Genomic DNA, 13,515 nt, shown 5'->3' on the forward strand with positions numbered 1-13,515 from the left:
CAGCTAGTTCAGCCGGTACATCAACGCTATAGGTGCCGTCTGGTTGCACAGTGGCAGTTACAGTTTGAGTAACGCCCGCGCTATCGGTGATAGTTAATGTAACTGTACTACCCGGTGTAGCATCAGTGGTACCTGACAAGGTTGGCGTAGTGTCGTTACCAGTCGCTATGGTGTCGATAGTGATCGACGGTGCAGTGGTATCAATTACGCCCGTGGTGTCTGTGGTTGCTGTATTGCCAGCCTCATCCGTCACGCTGGCGTTAACGGTAAATTCACCTTCGGCCAATTCAGCCGGCACATCAACGCTATACGTGCCGTCTGCTTGCACAATGGTAGTCACGGTTTGCGTATTGCCCGCACTATCAGTAATGGTTAATGTAACCGTGCTACCCGGTGTGGCATCAGTGGTACCTGAAAGGGTAGGCGTGGTGTCGTTATCAGAACCTGGCGCATTAATGGTAATGGTTGGGCGGTAGTATCAATTTCCCCTGTAGTATCAGCGGTTGCTGTATTGCCTGCTCATCGGTCACGCTGGCGTTAACGGTAAATTCACCTTCAGCTAATTCAGCAGGTACATCAACGCTATAGGTGCCGTCGGCTTGCACAGTGGCAGTTACAGTTTGCGTGTTGCCCGCACTGTCGGTAATGGTTAGCGTAACTGTGCTGCCAGGAGTGGCATCGGTTGTACCTGAAAGGGTAGGTGTGGTGTCGTTATCAGAACCTGGCGCATTAATGGTAATGGTTGGGGCGGTAGTATCAATTTCCCCTGCGGTATCAGCAGTTGCTGTATTGCCTGCCTCATCGGTCACGCTGGCGTTAACGGTAAATTCGCCTTCCGCTAATTCTGCAGGAACATCAACGCTATAGGTGCCATCTGCTTGCACAATGGCAGTTACGGTTTGAGTATTGCCTGCACTGTCGGTAATGGTTAATGTAACCGTGCTGCCAGGAGTGGCATCAGTGGTACCTGAAAGGGTTGGCGTGGTGTCGTTATCAGAACCTGGCGCATTAATAGTAATCGTTGGGGCGGTGGCGTCAATTTCACCGGTGGTAGAACTATCTGCAGTATTACCTGTAGGTTCTAACACGGTGGCGTCTACGGTGAAGTTACCGTCAGCCAGCGCATTTGGTACGTCTACGCTGAACGTACCGTCATCTTGCACAATAGCGGTAACAACCTGAGTGTTTCCCTCACTATCGGTAACGGTTAGTGTGACTGTACTGCCTGGAATTGCTGAAGTAATCCCTGATAGTGTTGGCGTGGTGTCGCTTGTTAAGCCAATCGCATCTAGGGTAAGAGAGATGTCTTGTGCTTGCTCGCCTGTTCCAGAAAACTCAACTGGCGTAACATCGTCGTTGCCATTTGCACTTTGATCGAACTGGAAACCCACGGGATCGACTTCTTCATTTATGCGATCAACGCGCACAAAATTACTACCGCCGTCAGTACCAGCGCCGCCATCTAGACCCGCCGCGGTTGCTTCTAACGATTCTAAAATGTCTCCATCACCTGCAAGCACATCAAGAAAGTCAGCGTCACCTTCTTGGTTGTTACCATCAACGCCGTCAACACCGTCAAGTAATGCTGTTAGCTCATCCACACTTTCATCAAAAACAGCAAATTCATCGTCAGAATTGTTTTCGGTGAAATCTAATTGCAGCGGGAAAGTAACACTTTGTCCGGCTGGAAGTGTGCGAAGTTCTCCATCTACACTTACGGTAACAAATCCATCAGGTGATATGTTTAATACATCGCCTTCCGCCACCGTCATACCGACAGTAACATTGACCTGTTCACCTGTTTCACCACGTACTAAAGAAGCCTCGCCATTTACTTCTGCAATGATTACTTCAGCCATAATTCCCTCTCAATCGATAAATTTTCACGCTATACAAAAAGCGTAGCAGGGCTTTTTTATCTCGTTACCGGACCGTGGTACGGGGAACGCATATCCTTTGGTATAAAACCTAGGTAGTTACCCCTAATTTATTAATTTTTAGTCTAATAGTTGAGGGACAAGTTTGCAGAAATACACATAGCGTCTACTTTTTAGAAGTAAGAAACGACACAAATGTCGCTTAGTATTTACATAGTGAGATGCATATATGAAGTTTATAAATTCAGTGCTTTCCAAGGTTGTTATTGGAGCATCTGGCGCTATGCTAGCCCATGCTGCTGTTGCTCAAAGTAATGGTCTTGGTGACTTGTCAGTCAGTTTGGAAGACTATGTTCGCAAGGTAGTAAACGAAAACCCAGAAGTGCAAGCCAGCTGGCGTCAACTTCAAGTGGCTATGTCAGACGTAGATATTGCTCGTGGCGGCTTTCGCCCTCAGGTCGATGTGTTGGCGTCGAGTGCTTACACCGATAGAAACTACGGGTTAGATCGTGAATACATGGGGCATACTGGGCAAATTACGTTAACCCAAATGTTATATGATGGATTCCTAACTAGCAGTGAGGTTAAGCGTTTTAAGCAAGCACAAGTGGTACGCTTTTTCGAACTAATGGGCGAAATAGAACAGAAGTCTCTTGATACAGCCCTAGCTTATATGGACGTGCAATTGTTCCGGGAGCTTTTAAAGCTCGCTGAAGAAAACTTAATTACTCATGTGGACGTGTTTAAACAAATTGAGGAAAGTGTAGAAGCAGGTGTAGGTCGTCGTGCCGATTTGGAACAAATTAGCGGCCGTTTGTCTCTGGCTGAGTCTAATGTGCTTACCGAGCTGTCTAATTTGCACGATGTTACCGCGCGGTTTTTACGGCTGGTGGGTGAAAAGCCTGCTCAAAACCTTCGGTCAGTATCGATAAACTCTGCGTTCGTTGATGCAAATGTTACAGATATTCAATCGTTGCTGACCAGTGCATATGGCACCAACCCTCAGTTCAATGCCGCTATTTACAACATTGATGCCCAGCGTTACGCCGTGGACAGTGCAAGAAGTCTTTACCATCCACAAGTTAATTTAACCGCAAGCTATGGTGCGCAAACACGAGACCAAGCTGCGCTGAATAACACCATTACTGAAGCCAGTGTTGGCGTCAACTTTTCTTACAACTTATATAATGGTGGTTCGGACCGCGCAGCGATTCGACAAGCTTTATCGCAGGTAGATTTAGCAAAAGACTTGCGGGATAAAGCCTGTATCGATATGAGACAAACGGTACAAATTGCTTATAACGATATTATCAATATTACTGAGCAGCTACCCTCACTGAATGCCCACCGCCTGTCTTCAGACAGAGTAAAGTCTGCATACATGGATCAGTTTACCATTGGCGAACGTTCCCTATTAGACTTACTCGATTCCGAAAACGAGTACTACGAATCTAGTCGCGCATATTTAGAAGCACAATACACCTTAGAAAAGGCGCGTGTAAGACTGCTTGCGGCCTCGGGTAGCTTGGCACAAACGTTAGGAGTTACAAAAGATGGCGTGCCTGATGTACTGAACAAAGCTGAAGAGAGAATAAGTTACGACCCTAACTACGTTTGTCCAGCCGTTCGCACGAATTTTGAAGATGAACTTAATATCCTTAAGCGAGACAGTGATGGCGACGGCATTGTGGATTTATGGGACGACTGCGTCGATTCTACGCCTGGGGCTATGGTCGATGACTTTGGTTGTGAAGCCAAAGAGCCTGATATGGCGCCAGAACCAAGTGCTGCAGATTTTACGTTAGATAATGCGAAGATAATCAATTCATTCAACGTCAATATCGAGTTTGCGTCTAATTCTACCGAGGTTTTACCTGAATACGAGAACTCGCTTCAGGACGTCATCGAAGCCTTAAACAATGACCCAAATTCAGGGGTGATTATTCACGGCCATGCTTCTTTAGATGGGGATGCGGCATACAACCAGCGCTTGTCTGAGCGCAGAGCAAAGGCAGTAGCGTCGTTGCTGATGACCAAAGCCAATATAGAAGCGAGAAGAATTACTGCGGTTGGTTACGGAGAGAGTCGTCCGCTGGTTGATGAAGAATCAGACGCAGCGAACGCCCGTAATCGCAGAATTGAAGCGGCTATTATCCAGCTTCCTTCTAATGAATAGCGATGTGTAGGCCTATATGAAGGAAAAGAAGGTCGTAGACGACATATCCTATTTGGAACAGCAAGGAGGCGTATTGATGGATTGTTTGATTACGATCTGTCATGCGCACCATCTGGATGTATCTCGAGTCAGCCTGCTCAGTGGGCTTCCCTTAGATAGCGGCGAATTATCGCCCACAGGATTTGAGCGTGCAGCTAAACGGGCGGGACTCGCCAGCAGAACGGTTAAGCGCGATTTAGACCACATTAATACTGCGCTTTTGCCCGCTGTATTAGTCTTAAATGAAAAGCAAGCCTGTGTACTACATGGCTTAGAGCCTACTCATGCAAGAGTTTCGTATCCAGAACTAGATGACGCCGTGGTTGAAGTTCCCAGAGATGAACTTGCTGCCCGTTATACTGGGTACATCATATTTGCTCGTCCAGAGATGCATGCGCAAGAAACTAATGCTCAAATTGACAAGTCCTCGGTAGGGCACTGGTTGTGGTCATCTATCAAATCTGCAAAAGGGCTGTATAGGGATGTACTAATAGCCTCTGTTTTTATTAGTCTGCTTTCCATTGCCCTGCCTCTTTTTGTAATGAATGTATACGACAGGGTGGTGCCAAATGCGGCACTGGAAACCTTGTGGGCGCTGGCCATCGGCGTGCTTTTTGTTCTCGCGGCAGATTTTTTATTACGCATGCTTCGGCAGTATTTTGTAGAACTGGCGGCAAGTCGGCTAGATGTCACGCTTTCTGCAAAAATTATGGAAAAAGTACTGTCTATAAATTTGGCCAGTAGGCCAGCAAAAAGCGGTTCCTTTATAAACAGCTTGCAATCTTTTGAGAGTATTCGGCAGTTTTTTGGTTCTGTAACGCTGGTGGCATTGGTTGATTTGCCATTCGGGCTCCTGTTTGTCGTTATCATAGCCATGATCGATTTTTATTTGATCATTCCTATTCTTATTGGCGCCACCGCGCTTTTCCTATACGCCATGAAAGCGCAACACGTAATGCGCTCTCTGTCAGAAGAGTCGATGGAGATTAGTTCTCGTAAAAGTTCTCTGGTTACTGAAAGCGTAACATCTTTAGAAGACATAAAAGCATTTGGTTACCAGAGCCGAAACCAAAGTGCGTGGGAAAAACAGACGATATTTCTAGCCAAAGTTAACGCCAAGCTGCGTTTGGTTTCGATGTCGGTAAATAATGCTGCACTTTGGGTTCAGCAGTCAGTCGGCGTTGTAATCATTTTAACTGGTGTATATCTGATCATTGAAGGTGTAATCACCCAAGGTGGATTGATTGCTGCCTACCTATTGTCTAGCCGAGCTATGGGGCCGGTCTCCCAGGCTGCGGCTTTATTGGCGCAATACCATCATGCTGAGACGGCGAAGAATGCCCTTGACGATATTATGTCTTTACCGAGTGAGTCAGGCAGTAATAAGCAGATAAAAAGTAATATTGTGCTTAAGGGGAATATTGATGCAAGCCAGCTTTGCTTTAAATATCCAGATGAAACCGTACTTGCACTCAAAGACATAAACTTCTCAATTAAACAAGGTGAGCACGTAGCAATTTTGGGCAAAAACGGATGCGGAAAATCTACCCTGAACAAACTGATTATGGCCTTTTACCGCCCTGAATCGGGTCAGTTGCTCATGGATGGTATAGACCTTCAGCAATACGACCCGACACTACTTCGCAAACAGATAGGTTACGTGCCACAAGACGTCAGCCTTTTCTACGGTTCATTGAAAGACAATATTATGTCTGAAGATTTACATATCGATGAAAGTGACTTTTGGGAGGTACTGACTCAGTGTGGTTTGGCGAAACTTGTTAATGGTAATGCCAACGGGATAGAGCAAAATGTAGGTGAGCGAGGTAGCTTACTTTCTGGTGGTCAGCGACAAGCAGTAGCGATGGCTAGAGCCATAGTGCGAAACCCTGCGATATATATCATGGATGAGCCTACCTCAGCCATGGACTCAACAAACGAAGCGCAGATGAAGGAAACCATAAAAGCAGCGACATCCGGCAAAACACTCATCATCAATACTCATCGTACTACGTTGCTTGACCTTGTTGAGCGCGTGATTGTTGTCGAGAACGGAAAAGTTATTGCTGACGGTAAGAAGGAAGATGTACTTGTTCAGTTTAAACAGCCAAGTCAAATACTTAAGAGGGCGCCATGATTTTAAACAGTGGTGGTGAGAAAAAAGACTGGTTGCAGCGATTAATGCGAGGTTGGCTAGCGCCACCTCCAGGTCAGGACTGGGTATTGGAAGCCGAGTGGTCACGTATAATGCAAACGCCGGTGAAAGCCCGTGGGCTTTTGTATTTGGTATCACTAGTTTTATTTCTTTTGGTGGTGTGGTCGTATTTTGCAGAGATTGATGAAGTTGCCAAAGGCGATGGGAAAGTCATACCGTCTCAGCAACTACAGGTTCTCCAATCCTACGACGGAGGGATTGTACAGGATATATTAGTACGAGAAGGGCAAACGGTTGAAGCTGGGCAAGTGTTATTAAAGGTTGATCCTACCCGCTTTTTGTCAAGCCTTGAAGAAAACACAACCCAGTTTGCGGCGCTGGCGGCGAAAGTGCAGCGCTTATCTGCGCTTACCCAAGGTGACGTGTTGCGGTTTAATCGAGAGCTTCGCGAACAGGCTCCAACGATCGTTGATAACGAACGCAAGCTCTACAATTCCAACTTGGCTGAGCTTGATGAAGTTGCAGCAGGATCGGATTCTCGCATTATGCAACGCCGTCAAGACGTAGAAGAAGAGCGAGCGAATCTTTCCCAGTATCAAAACGTTTTGTCCCTCTCAAAGAAAGAGCTCTCTGTGACCAAGCCATTACTTGCATCAGGTGCTGTGTCGGAGATTGAAATCCTTCGATTGGAACGTCAGATAGTAGAGCTAGAAGGAAACATCACCAAGTCCAAGGTAGCGATTGAGCGTGGCTTAAACGCCATCGAAGAAGAAATCATAAAGAAGGAAGAAGCGCGTCTTAAACTGGTTAATCGATGGAACCAAGAATTGACCGAAGCCACCGCCGAAATGGCGACATTGCAGCAGTCTCAAACCAGTTTAGAAGATGTGGTGTCACAAGCAGCGCTGAGATCGCCAATCAATGGTACGGTGCAGCGCTTGCTCATTAATACCATTGGTGGGGTCATTACACCAGGCAGCGCGGTAGTGGAACTCGTTCCTCAAGATGATCAACTTATTGTTGAGGCAAAGGTCTCGCCTAAAGATATTGCGTTTATTCGAGAAGGGCAGCAGGCCATCTTAAAGTTCAGTGCTTACGACTTTACTATTTATGGCGGTATGTCTGCTGAAGTCCAACATATCAGTGCTGACGCCATTACCAACGAGAAAGATGAAACCTACTATTTAGTCAGGCTTGAAACGAAGAAAAGCATTGCTGATGAAGCGTTAGATATTTTACCTGGAATGATCGTACAGGTAGACATATTGACGGGAAAGAAAACTGTCCTTAACTATATCTTATCCCCTCTGTTCAATGTTACAGCCTCTGCGCTGCGGGAGCGTTAAATGAGACATTTCATTGCCGAGAAAGATTTGCAAGGGGCGCTAACCCAGTATTCGTGGACCAGCTATAGTCGGGTTGATCAACTAACATGTGATCAAACTGATTGTATATGGATATTGGCAAGCGATGAGAACTGGCGGCAACAGCTAATTGAAGCCAAGCAAAAAGTAACGCAAGTGGTATTACTGACCTACAAATATGACCGTTTAGAGATGCAAACAGCGCTGATGCTAGGCGCTAGGGCGTATTGTCACGCATTAGGAACCCAGTCTCTTTTATCTTCGGTAGCGAGGGTGATAGAAGCCGGAGGAATGTGGTTACCTAATGAGTTGCTTTTAGTGACAACATCTAATGTGGCGGTCAATCTGCAGTCTAAACGCGTGTTACCTGCTTTAAGTGGCTTAACGAACCGCGAAAAGGACGTATTGAGCGGCATTTTAGATGGGTTAAGCAATAAAGAAATTGCAAGAGAGCACGGTATTACCGAGCGTACCGTTAAAGAATATGTGGGTACGCTCTTACACAAATTTGAGGCAAAGGACCGAATCAGTCTATTACTCCGACTTGGTGAATTTAGTCATCTAAAAGATGCTCTATAACTTCCATGTGTGATACAACGCCGTCAATACCAAGTTCTATAAAGAGCGCTTGATGGTCAGAGCGTTTAACGCCGTCGGCGTATACTTTAATACCGAAAGTATGCGCCAGTGAGCAGAAGCCTCGAAGGAAAGCGTGATTAGCTGGGTTGAAGTCTATGTCGGCCATAAATGCGGAATCAATTTTCACATAGTCTAGCCCCATCTCTTGCACATCTAACAGTTGCGAGAACGATTCGCCTACACGTTTAAGGCCTATTTCGCATTCTTTAGCTTTAAGCGTAGTGCAAAAGTCGCTAAATTCGTCAGGGAAACGTGTTGCTGTAGATTCCCTTACTTCGAAGCACAGCTGTTTAGCTGCTTTTGAGTTGGTACCTATTTGATAATAAAGCTGTGCAAGGGTTTCAGGGTCTAGCATGAACTGTTCAGAGCAAAGAAAAGCAAACTTTGATTCTGTGCCAGAACGGTTAATGTAATCAATAAGGTGAATAATGGTTGTCAGTTCTATCTGTGGCAACAAACCTAAGTAACGTGCCCAGTGGGTATAGAAGCCGCTCTTTCTAAGCTCGCCGTCTATGTTCACCCCAGCCCAGCTTTGGTAATGAACCAAATTTCTGTCTATATCGAGCACTGGGAAATTAAATGTTTCTACATCGCGCTCATCGATAGCACGTTTGAGCTCTTGCTCCCATCGCTTCTCTTCCACAAGTGAAATAAATTCTCTTAGCGGGGCCTCGACAAACGGTTCGTCCATTTCATCCGATTCGGCTTCATCTATCATTGCATCAGCGCGCATGAGTGCGTTTGAAAAGCTGTCATCCGGTCGTAATTTCACAACCGACTGAAAGACTTGAGGGTCGCCATCGCGACTAAATGTACTTAAACACGCACCGTGTAATGCTTCAGATATAGTAACGGCATCGTGGGTTTCGGTGAGGAGAATAGCAAATTCATTCTTTTGCATTCTAGCAATACGACTGTCGGTGAAAAGGTGATGATGCATAGAAAGGCAATCATTAATTTCTTCAACGAAGTCGCGAATACGATTTTTACGTATGTTAGCCGGGGAGCGCAAGAAACCTTCGCCCTCAGTAAATCTCACAAAAAAGACGCAGTTGACGCCTTCTGTATCGCGAAAGGCAAGTTGGCCTTTTAAAATCGATATAAAATAGTCCCTGTTGGCGACACCTGATTCGTCGTCGAATTGGGTTTTATAGCGCATGAGATCAAGGCGGGTATTCTCCTCCTCCATAATCTTCTTGGACGTTCTCGCTAAGAAATTCATCGCGCGAACTACACGTTTGAGTTCTAGCGTGCGAGGTTCGGGCAGTTGAACAAATTTCATTTCACCAAAAGACTCGGCTTGATTAACAACGCCATCCAGAGGTCGAATAATAAAACGAAGTGCCCACGCGCCTATTATTCCTGAGAAGATACCTACAAGGGACAGGCCAAAAATGAGCCGTTGAGTAGCGCGCCACATAGATGCGACGGCGAAGCTGGTGTCGGTTTCAACATATATCGTACCGTACTGACCCCACCCCTCGCTAACCTGAGCAATACCTGGATTGACATTAGGTGAGAAATTGTCTGCAAACCATCTGGGCGTGTCTTCATCTAATTGCACTTCGTGGGTGTGGGCAGACACAATTTCGCCGTCCGCTTTTTGAAGTACAATTGTTGCGTAGTGTCCTATATCGAATTGGGACATGATGAAAAGGTCTAAAGATACGGGGTCTTTTTCTAATCCACTTAGCGTTAACGCCATCATACTTGCGTTATCTAAGTTTTTTGAATAAAGCTGTTCTTCTACGTATTGCTTCGTAGTAATTCCATGAATTGTCACGCTACCTGCAATTGCAACAAGGACAACGACTACAATGGCTAGCCATAATTCTCTTGTTATTGACATAAACTTCTAGGACCTTCTGCTAATCCCCTCTTGCTTCATGCGCTCAATAACGTCACGCCACCTAGATAGTCTACTGGTAGACGAAGAAACCTGTGCCGTTTTGCCTGGTTGCCAAATACCTGAGTCGTTAAAACTAAAAACAGGTATCAGGTCTGTGCGCTGTGAGCCGGGTAATACATTAGACACTAAGCTGTCTAGCACAAGGGGATCCGATGAAGGGGAGTCATAGTATCCTAAAACCATATGTGCTTGTGTTACTCGACTTCTACCAATCTTCGCTTTTACATAAATTAGGCGAAGTTTAGAACTATCGATACCTAAGTGTAGCAGAGCTACGTATTTTGCAATGGCATAATCCTCACAATCTCCGCGAGAATGGCCAAAAAGTTCAGAAGGGGTTGCCCAGTAGTCTTTTTCTTTAAACACAATATCGTCAGTAGCATACTGAATATGCTCATCAAAGAAAGCGTTTACACCAAGCAATTGATCTTTGACACCCTTACTTTCAAGAGCGTGTAGGGCTGCTTCTAGCGCTGTAACGTGTGATGCTTTATCAGCTCCAAATTTATTTTTTACTTCCTGTTCAAGCTTTGGAAACTCGATTACATACTGATCCTTCATTTGCTGTCCAGCCAGTAGCAGGGCCACTAATGCTAAGCAGTGCGACGCAAATAGAGAAAGGGTCATAACTTCATAATTTTAGTTATACTAAAGTATAGGCGAGAGTAACCGTCTTCACCTAAAGTTTAAGTATAATTTGCTATACGTAGTTATAGGTATAACATGGCTATGCTGATAAACCAACCATGATTTTGAATGCTAAAGTGGAAATCGAGAAAGACTATTTTTTTACTACAAAATCGTGTTCTTGAATGTTTGCGATAATTCCTGCACCTTCGTTTACTACTAGAGACGAATTACCGTAGGCACTACTCACTACAAATTTGCCAGGATATAGTGAGTACTGTAAGTATTTACGGCCACGGTTATCGACAATCTCTTTAGCTTGATAAAGGTATAGTTCATCTTTTTCAGAAATGCCATTGTCTCTGCCTAAAGATACAGAAATTTTATCGCCGGCAACATTAATCACTCTACCTGTCATTGGCTGGCATGCAGTGGCTTCTTTTATGTCTTCAATCGCTTCTGCTATTGTCGCGTTGACAGTCTGCCCATAAAGCGACTGCCAAAACTTCGTCGAAAATTCATCTACATCTTCGAATCTGTCGAATGTCCATTCTCCTCGATTCTGATAAGACTTAGTCAACAACAGGCCTCCATTAATGCCGTCATAGACTTGAATGGTCATAGCAAAGGAGCGTCGAGAAGTACCCTCACGCCACGGTGTAAAAACCGAAGCCTCTTCCCGTGTCACGCTTAAGTCATCTATCATGCCCACCAGCACAAATTGAGTATTACTTTGCGCTGAAAGCGTGCGTACATTTTGGTCAGTATATCGACTGTCAAATTTTGCAGTATGTGGCGCGATATAGATAATATCTAGGTTTTCAGTTTTATTTCGCATGGCCTGTGCTAACTGCTGGGTGAATGAAGCATCGAAATTGGGAATATTACCCTGTGTTAGCTGCGCTCTGTTACGTACCCTGAAATGTGTAGTAGCGAAATGTTTTTGGTCATTTTGTGCGGCACACACTTTTCCTCTTGGAAAAATGTCAGCGCGAATACTTACCGTAATCACATCGCCGCTATAAACTTCATCAACTAGTTCCAATTGTTCAACTTCGCCGGTAGAGCGAATGGTCATCTCTTCATTTTTAAGAAGGCCATTTGTAAGCTTGGCGACACTATGAACTGACGCGCCTGCAAAAAGCATGGCTTGCTTAAGTGCCTCTTGGGTAGCCGCATGTCTGGCAGTTTCCTTATCACCATTTCGCACCACAGCCTGTCCTGTAGCCTCGTACCACACGGCATTTGCTTGCCCAACCAAAAATGCAAACAGGCAAATTACCGCCACGACTGCATTTAAAATAGTTACCAGCGTTGTTTTGCTAATATGTCGCACCGCACACCTCTGGAGGTTTTTATCTAACTGCGCTATGCAAAGCGCCCGGTTTATGAAGCGAAGTATGCGAAAAGAGTGCCAGTTGATGTGGTTTCGTCGCCATTAAATCAATCGGGCGCATATCTTGCACATATCTTGCAACGCGTATCTTGCTAAAGGTTTGTAAAAAGCGTCAGTTTAGATATGTCAAAATCTGCTACCGCGAGTATGGCAGTATCTCGTAGTTACAAGGCTGCCACCGACGAGAGCAGCGTAACTACACATTTGATTTTATTAATAATGTAATTTGGAAATGAAACTATGTGCTTGAAAAAAATACATAAATCAAAATCGCTGCTGCTGTCTTGCTTTCTTGGTTTAGCAATAAGCACTGGTGGATGCGGCATTATTGATAAACACGTTGAGTGGGAAACAATAGAACCAGAAAGCTATCCCGTGCTCAAGGCGGTAGGCTATGCGCCGATTTCTTCTCAGCATGGCGAAAGCGACAGCATGAAGCTTATAATGGCGATGAAAGCGTCAAAATTAGATGCATACCGAGAGCTCACTGAACAAGTCTATGGTCAAAAAATTGAAGGCAATCAGTCTCTGTCTCACTTGGTTATAGATAGCGAAACATTGCGAGCATCTGTAGAGGGGGTCATTAGAGGCGCTGAAGTCGTAAAAGCCTATCCGGTAGGTGAAGATACATACGTCACCGAACTCGCTTTAGATATGCAGCAGGTTTACGATATATATCTGTCGACCGCAAAACCGCGCCGAGTAAAGGATGTTAAGTATTATTAAACGTTAGCGAAAGGGGTGTCTGCGCAAGTGGCTGTATCGTGAAGTCTTAAAACATGCGCAAATTCACAGAGATATAATTTACTTTTACCGGTTAAGGCTTAATGGTTAAAGCTCGCTGAGTGGGGTTTACTGAAATCGCAAAAAAATTAGGCGCTCACTCCCGACCCTAAAGTCCCGCCTTTCGGCTTTCCTTTTTTGTCATAGGTGAGCGATTCTTTGGCACGAACTTCCATCATCAAGTTACGTAAGTGTGTGAGGCGTAGCTGTCCTTGCTCTACGGCTTTTTGATTGACTTGTGTGCGGTATTTGCAATCGTCCAGAAGTTTCTTTGCATTAGCCATTAATGCTTCATCTTCTTCTGACATTGAGCCTTGATCGCTAATTGTGCGCTCAATGCTTCCATCGAGAGCCTGAATAGACGTTAACAGTGCTGTCTTTTCGTCTAATAAGTTCATTAAAGATTCTGCGTCTCGCGAACTGATAAGTTGCAATTCTTTTTCAAGCAATACGGCAAGTGAAGACAGTTGCTCCACTTGCTTTGTTAGTGCTTGTGTCAATTGGCTTGCTTGTTCAGTCACGTTAGCTCTCTTCTGGTTAGTTACGAGTT

11 protein-coding genes are annotated in these 13,515 nt (G+C 45.1%); 5 read left to right on the top strand and 6 right to left on the bottom strand.

From position 1 onward, the window contains the following. Positions 1 to 463 (bottom strand): Ig-like domain-containing protein (locus KUL49_RS10520; RefSeq protein ID WP_181412770.1); only part of this gene is annotated, 463 nt, incomplete at its 3' end. Next, entirely contained in the window at positions 453 to 1,859 is a 1,407-nt protein-coding gene (locus tag KUL49_RS10525; RefSeq protein WP_242633798.1) for a retention module-containing protein, read from the bottom strand. The genes KUL49_RS10520 and KUL49_RS10525, both read right to left, overlap by 11 nt. Before the next feature lie 247 nt (positions 1,860 to 2,106). Here KUL49_RS10525 and KUL49_RS10530 point away from each other — a divergent pair, with 247 nt between their 5' ends. The 4 genes from KUL49_RS10530 to KUL49_RS10545 all read left to right on the top strand — a co-directional run bounded on the left by KUL49_RS10530 (position 2,107) and on the right by KUL49_RS10545 (position 8,190). Continuing rightward, the gene (locus tag KUL49_RS10530; RefSeq protein WP_131137246.1) at positions 2,107 to 4,053 is read left to right on the top strand and encodes a TolC family outer membrane protein; all 1,947 of its coding nucleotides are present in this window, start codon (positions 2,107 to 2,109) and stop codon (positions 4,051 to 4,053) included. A 76-nt stretch (positions 4,054 to 4,129) separates the two neighbouring features. Then, positions 4,130 to 6,229: a type I secretion system permease/ATPase gene (locus KUL49_RS10535; protein WP_131137315.1), complete on the top strand. Its 2,100-nt coding sequence runs from the start codon at positions 4,130 to 4,132 to the stop codon at positions 6,227 to 6,229. Next, positions 6,226 to 7,593, top strand: coding sequence for an HlyD family type I secretion periplasmic adaptor subunit (locus KUL49_RS10540; protein WP_101563664.1), 1,368 nt, complete (start codon positions 6,226 to 6,228; stop codon positions 7,591 to 7,593). The genes KUL49_RS10535 and KUL49_RS10540 overlap by 4 nt, the downstream gene beginning before the upstream one ends. Beyond that, complete coding sequence (locus tag KUL49_RS10545) at positions 7,594 to 8,190, top strand: response regulator transcription factor (protein WP_014948583.1); 597 nt, start codon at positions 7,594 to 7,596, stop codon at positions 8,188 to 8,190. Here the strand turns inward: KUL49_RS10545 and KUL49_RS10550 are convergent. The 3 genes from KUL49_RS10550 to KUL49_RS10560 form a co-directional block, all read right to left on the bottom strand. Continuing rightward, positions 8,165 to 10,099: a LapD/MoxY N-terminal periplasmic domain-containing protein gene (locus tag KUL49_RS10550; protein ID WP_131137247.1), complete on the bottom strand. Its 1,935-nt coding sequence runs from the start codon at positions 10,097 to 10,099 to the stop codon at positions 8,165 to 8,167. The genes KUL49_RS10545 and KUL49_RS10550 overlap by 26 nt on opposite strands. 6 nt (positions 10,100 to 10,105) lie before the next feature. Beyond that, the gene (locus KUL49_RS10555; protein ID WP_242633800.1) at positions 10,106 to 10,720 is read right to left on the bottom strand and encodes a transglutaminase-like cysteine peptidase; all 615 of its coding nucleotides are present in this window, start codon (positions 10,718 to 10,720) and stop codon (positions 10,106 to 10,108) included. Positions 10,721 to 10,940: 220 nt separating this feature from the next. Then, positions 10,941 to 12,122 carry a flagellar assembly protein T N-terminal domain-containing protein gene (locus KUL49_RS10560; protein WP_131137249.1) on the bottom strand — a complete coding sequence of 394 codons (1,182 nt, stop codon included), beginning with the start codon at positions 12,120 to 12,122 and terminating at the stop codon, positions 10,941 to 10,943. A gap of 300 nt (positions 12,123 to 12,422) precedes the next feature. On the opposite strand from KUL49_RS10560, the gene KUL49_RS10565 reads away from it, so the two are divergent. After that, positions 12,423 to 12,908, top strand: coding sequence for an LPP20 family lipoprotein (locus KUL49_RS10565; RefSeq protein ID WP_014948587.1), 486 nt, complete (start codon positions 12,423 to 12,425; stop codon positions 12,906 to 12,908). A gap of 146 nt (positions 12,909 to 13,054) precedes the next feature. Here KUL49_RS10565 and flgN read toward each other — a convergent pair whose 3' ends face one another. After that, a complete protein-coding gene (flgN, locus tag KUL49_RS10570) occupies positions 13,055 to 13,486 on the bottom strand; it encodes a flagellar export chaperone FlgN (protein ID WP_131137250.1) in 432 nt (143 codons plus the stop codon). Positions 13,487 to 13,515 lie beyond the last annotated feature (29 nt).

Origin of the sequence: Alteromonas sp. KUL17, from assembly GCF_006538305.1 — a bacterium.
Lineage (GTDB): Bacteria > Pseudomonadota > Gammaproteobacteria > Enterobacterales > Alteromonadaceae > Alteromonas > Alteromonas macleodii.

Bases quoted from the DNA above. Each gene is read 5' to 3' on its own strand.
- KUL49_RS10525 (WP_242633798.1), bottom strand. From the start codon at position 1,859: ATGGCTGAAGTAATCATTGCAGAAGTAAATGGCGAGGCTTCTTTAGTA.
- KUL49_RS10530 (WP_131137246.1), top strand. From the start codon at position 2,107: ATGAAGTTTATAAATTCAGTGCTTTCCAAGGTTGTTATTGGAGCATCT.
- KUL49_RS10535 (WP_131137315.1), top strand. From the start codon at position 4,130: ATGGATTGTTTGATTACGATCTGTCATGCGCACCATCTGGATGTATCT.
- KUL49_RS10540 (WP_101563664.1), top strand. From the start codon at position 6,226: ATGATTTTAAACAGTGGTGGTGAGAAAAAAGACTGGTTGCAGCGATTA.
- KUL49_RS10545 (WP_014948583.1), top strand. From the start codon at position 7,594: ATGAGACATTTCATTGCCGAGAAAGATTTGCAAGGGGCGCTAACCCAG.
- KUL49_RS10550 (WP_131137247.1), bottom strand. From the start codon at position 10,099: ATGTCAATAACAAGAGAATTATGGCTAGCCATTGTAGTCGTTGTCCTT.
- KUL49_RS10555 (WP_242633800.1), bottom strand. From the start codon at position 10,720: ATGAAGGATCAGTATGTAATCGAGTTTCCAAAGCTTGAACAGGAAGTA.
- KUL49_RS10565 (WP_014948587.1), top strand. From the start codon at position 12,423: ATGTGCTTGAAAAAAATACATAAATCAAAATCGCTGCTGCTGTCTTGC.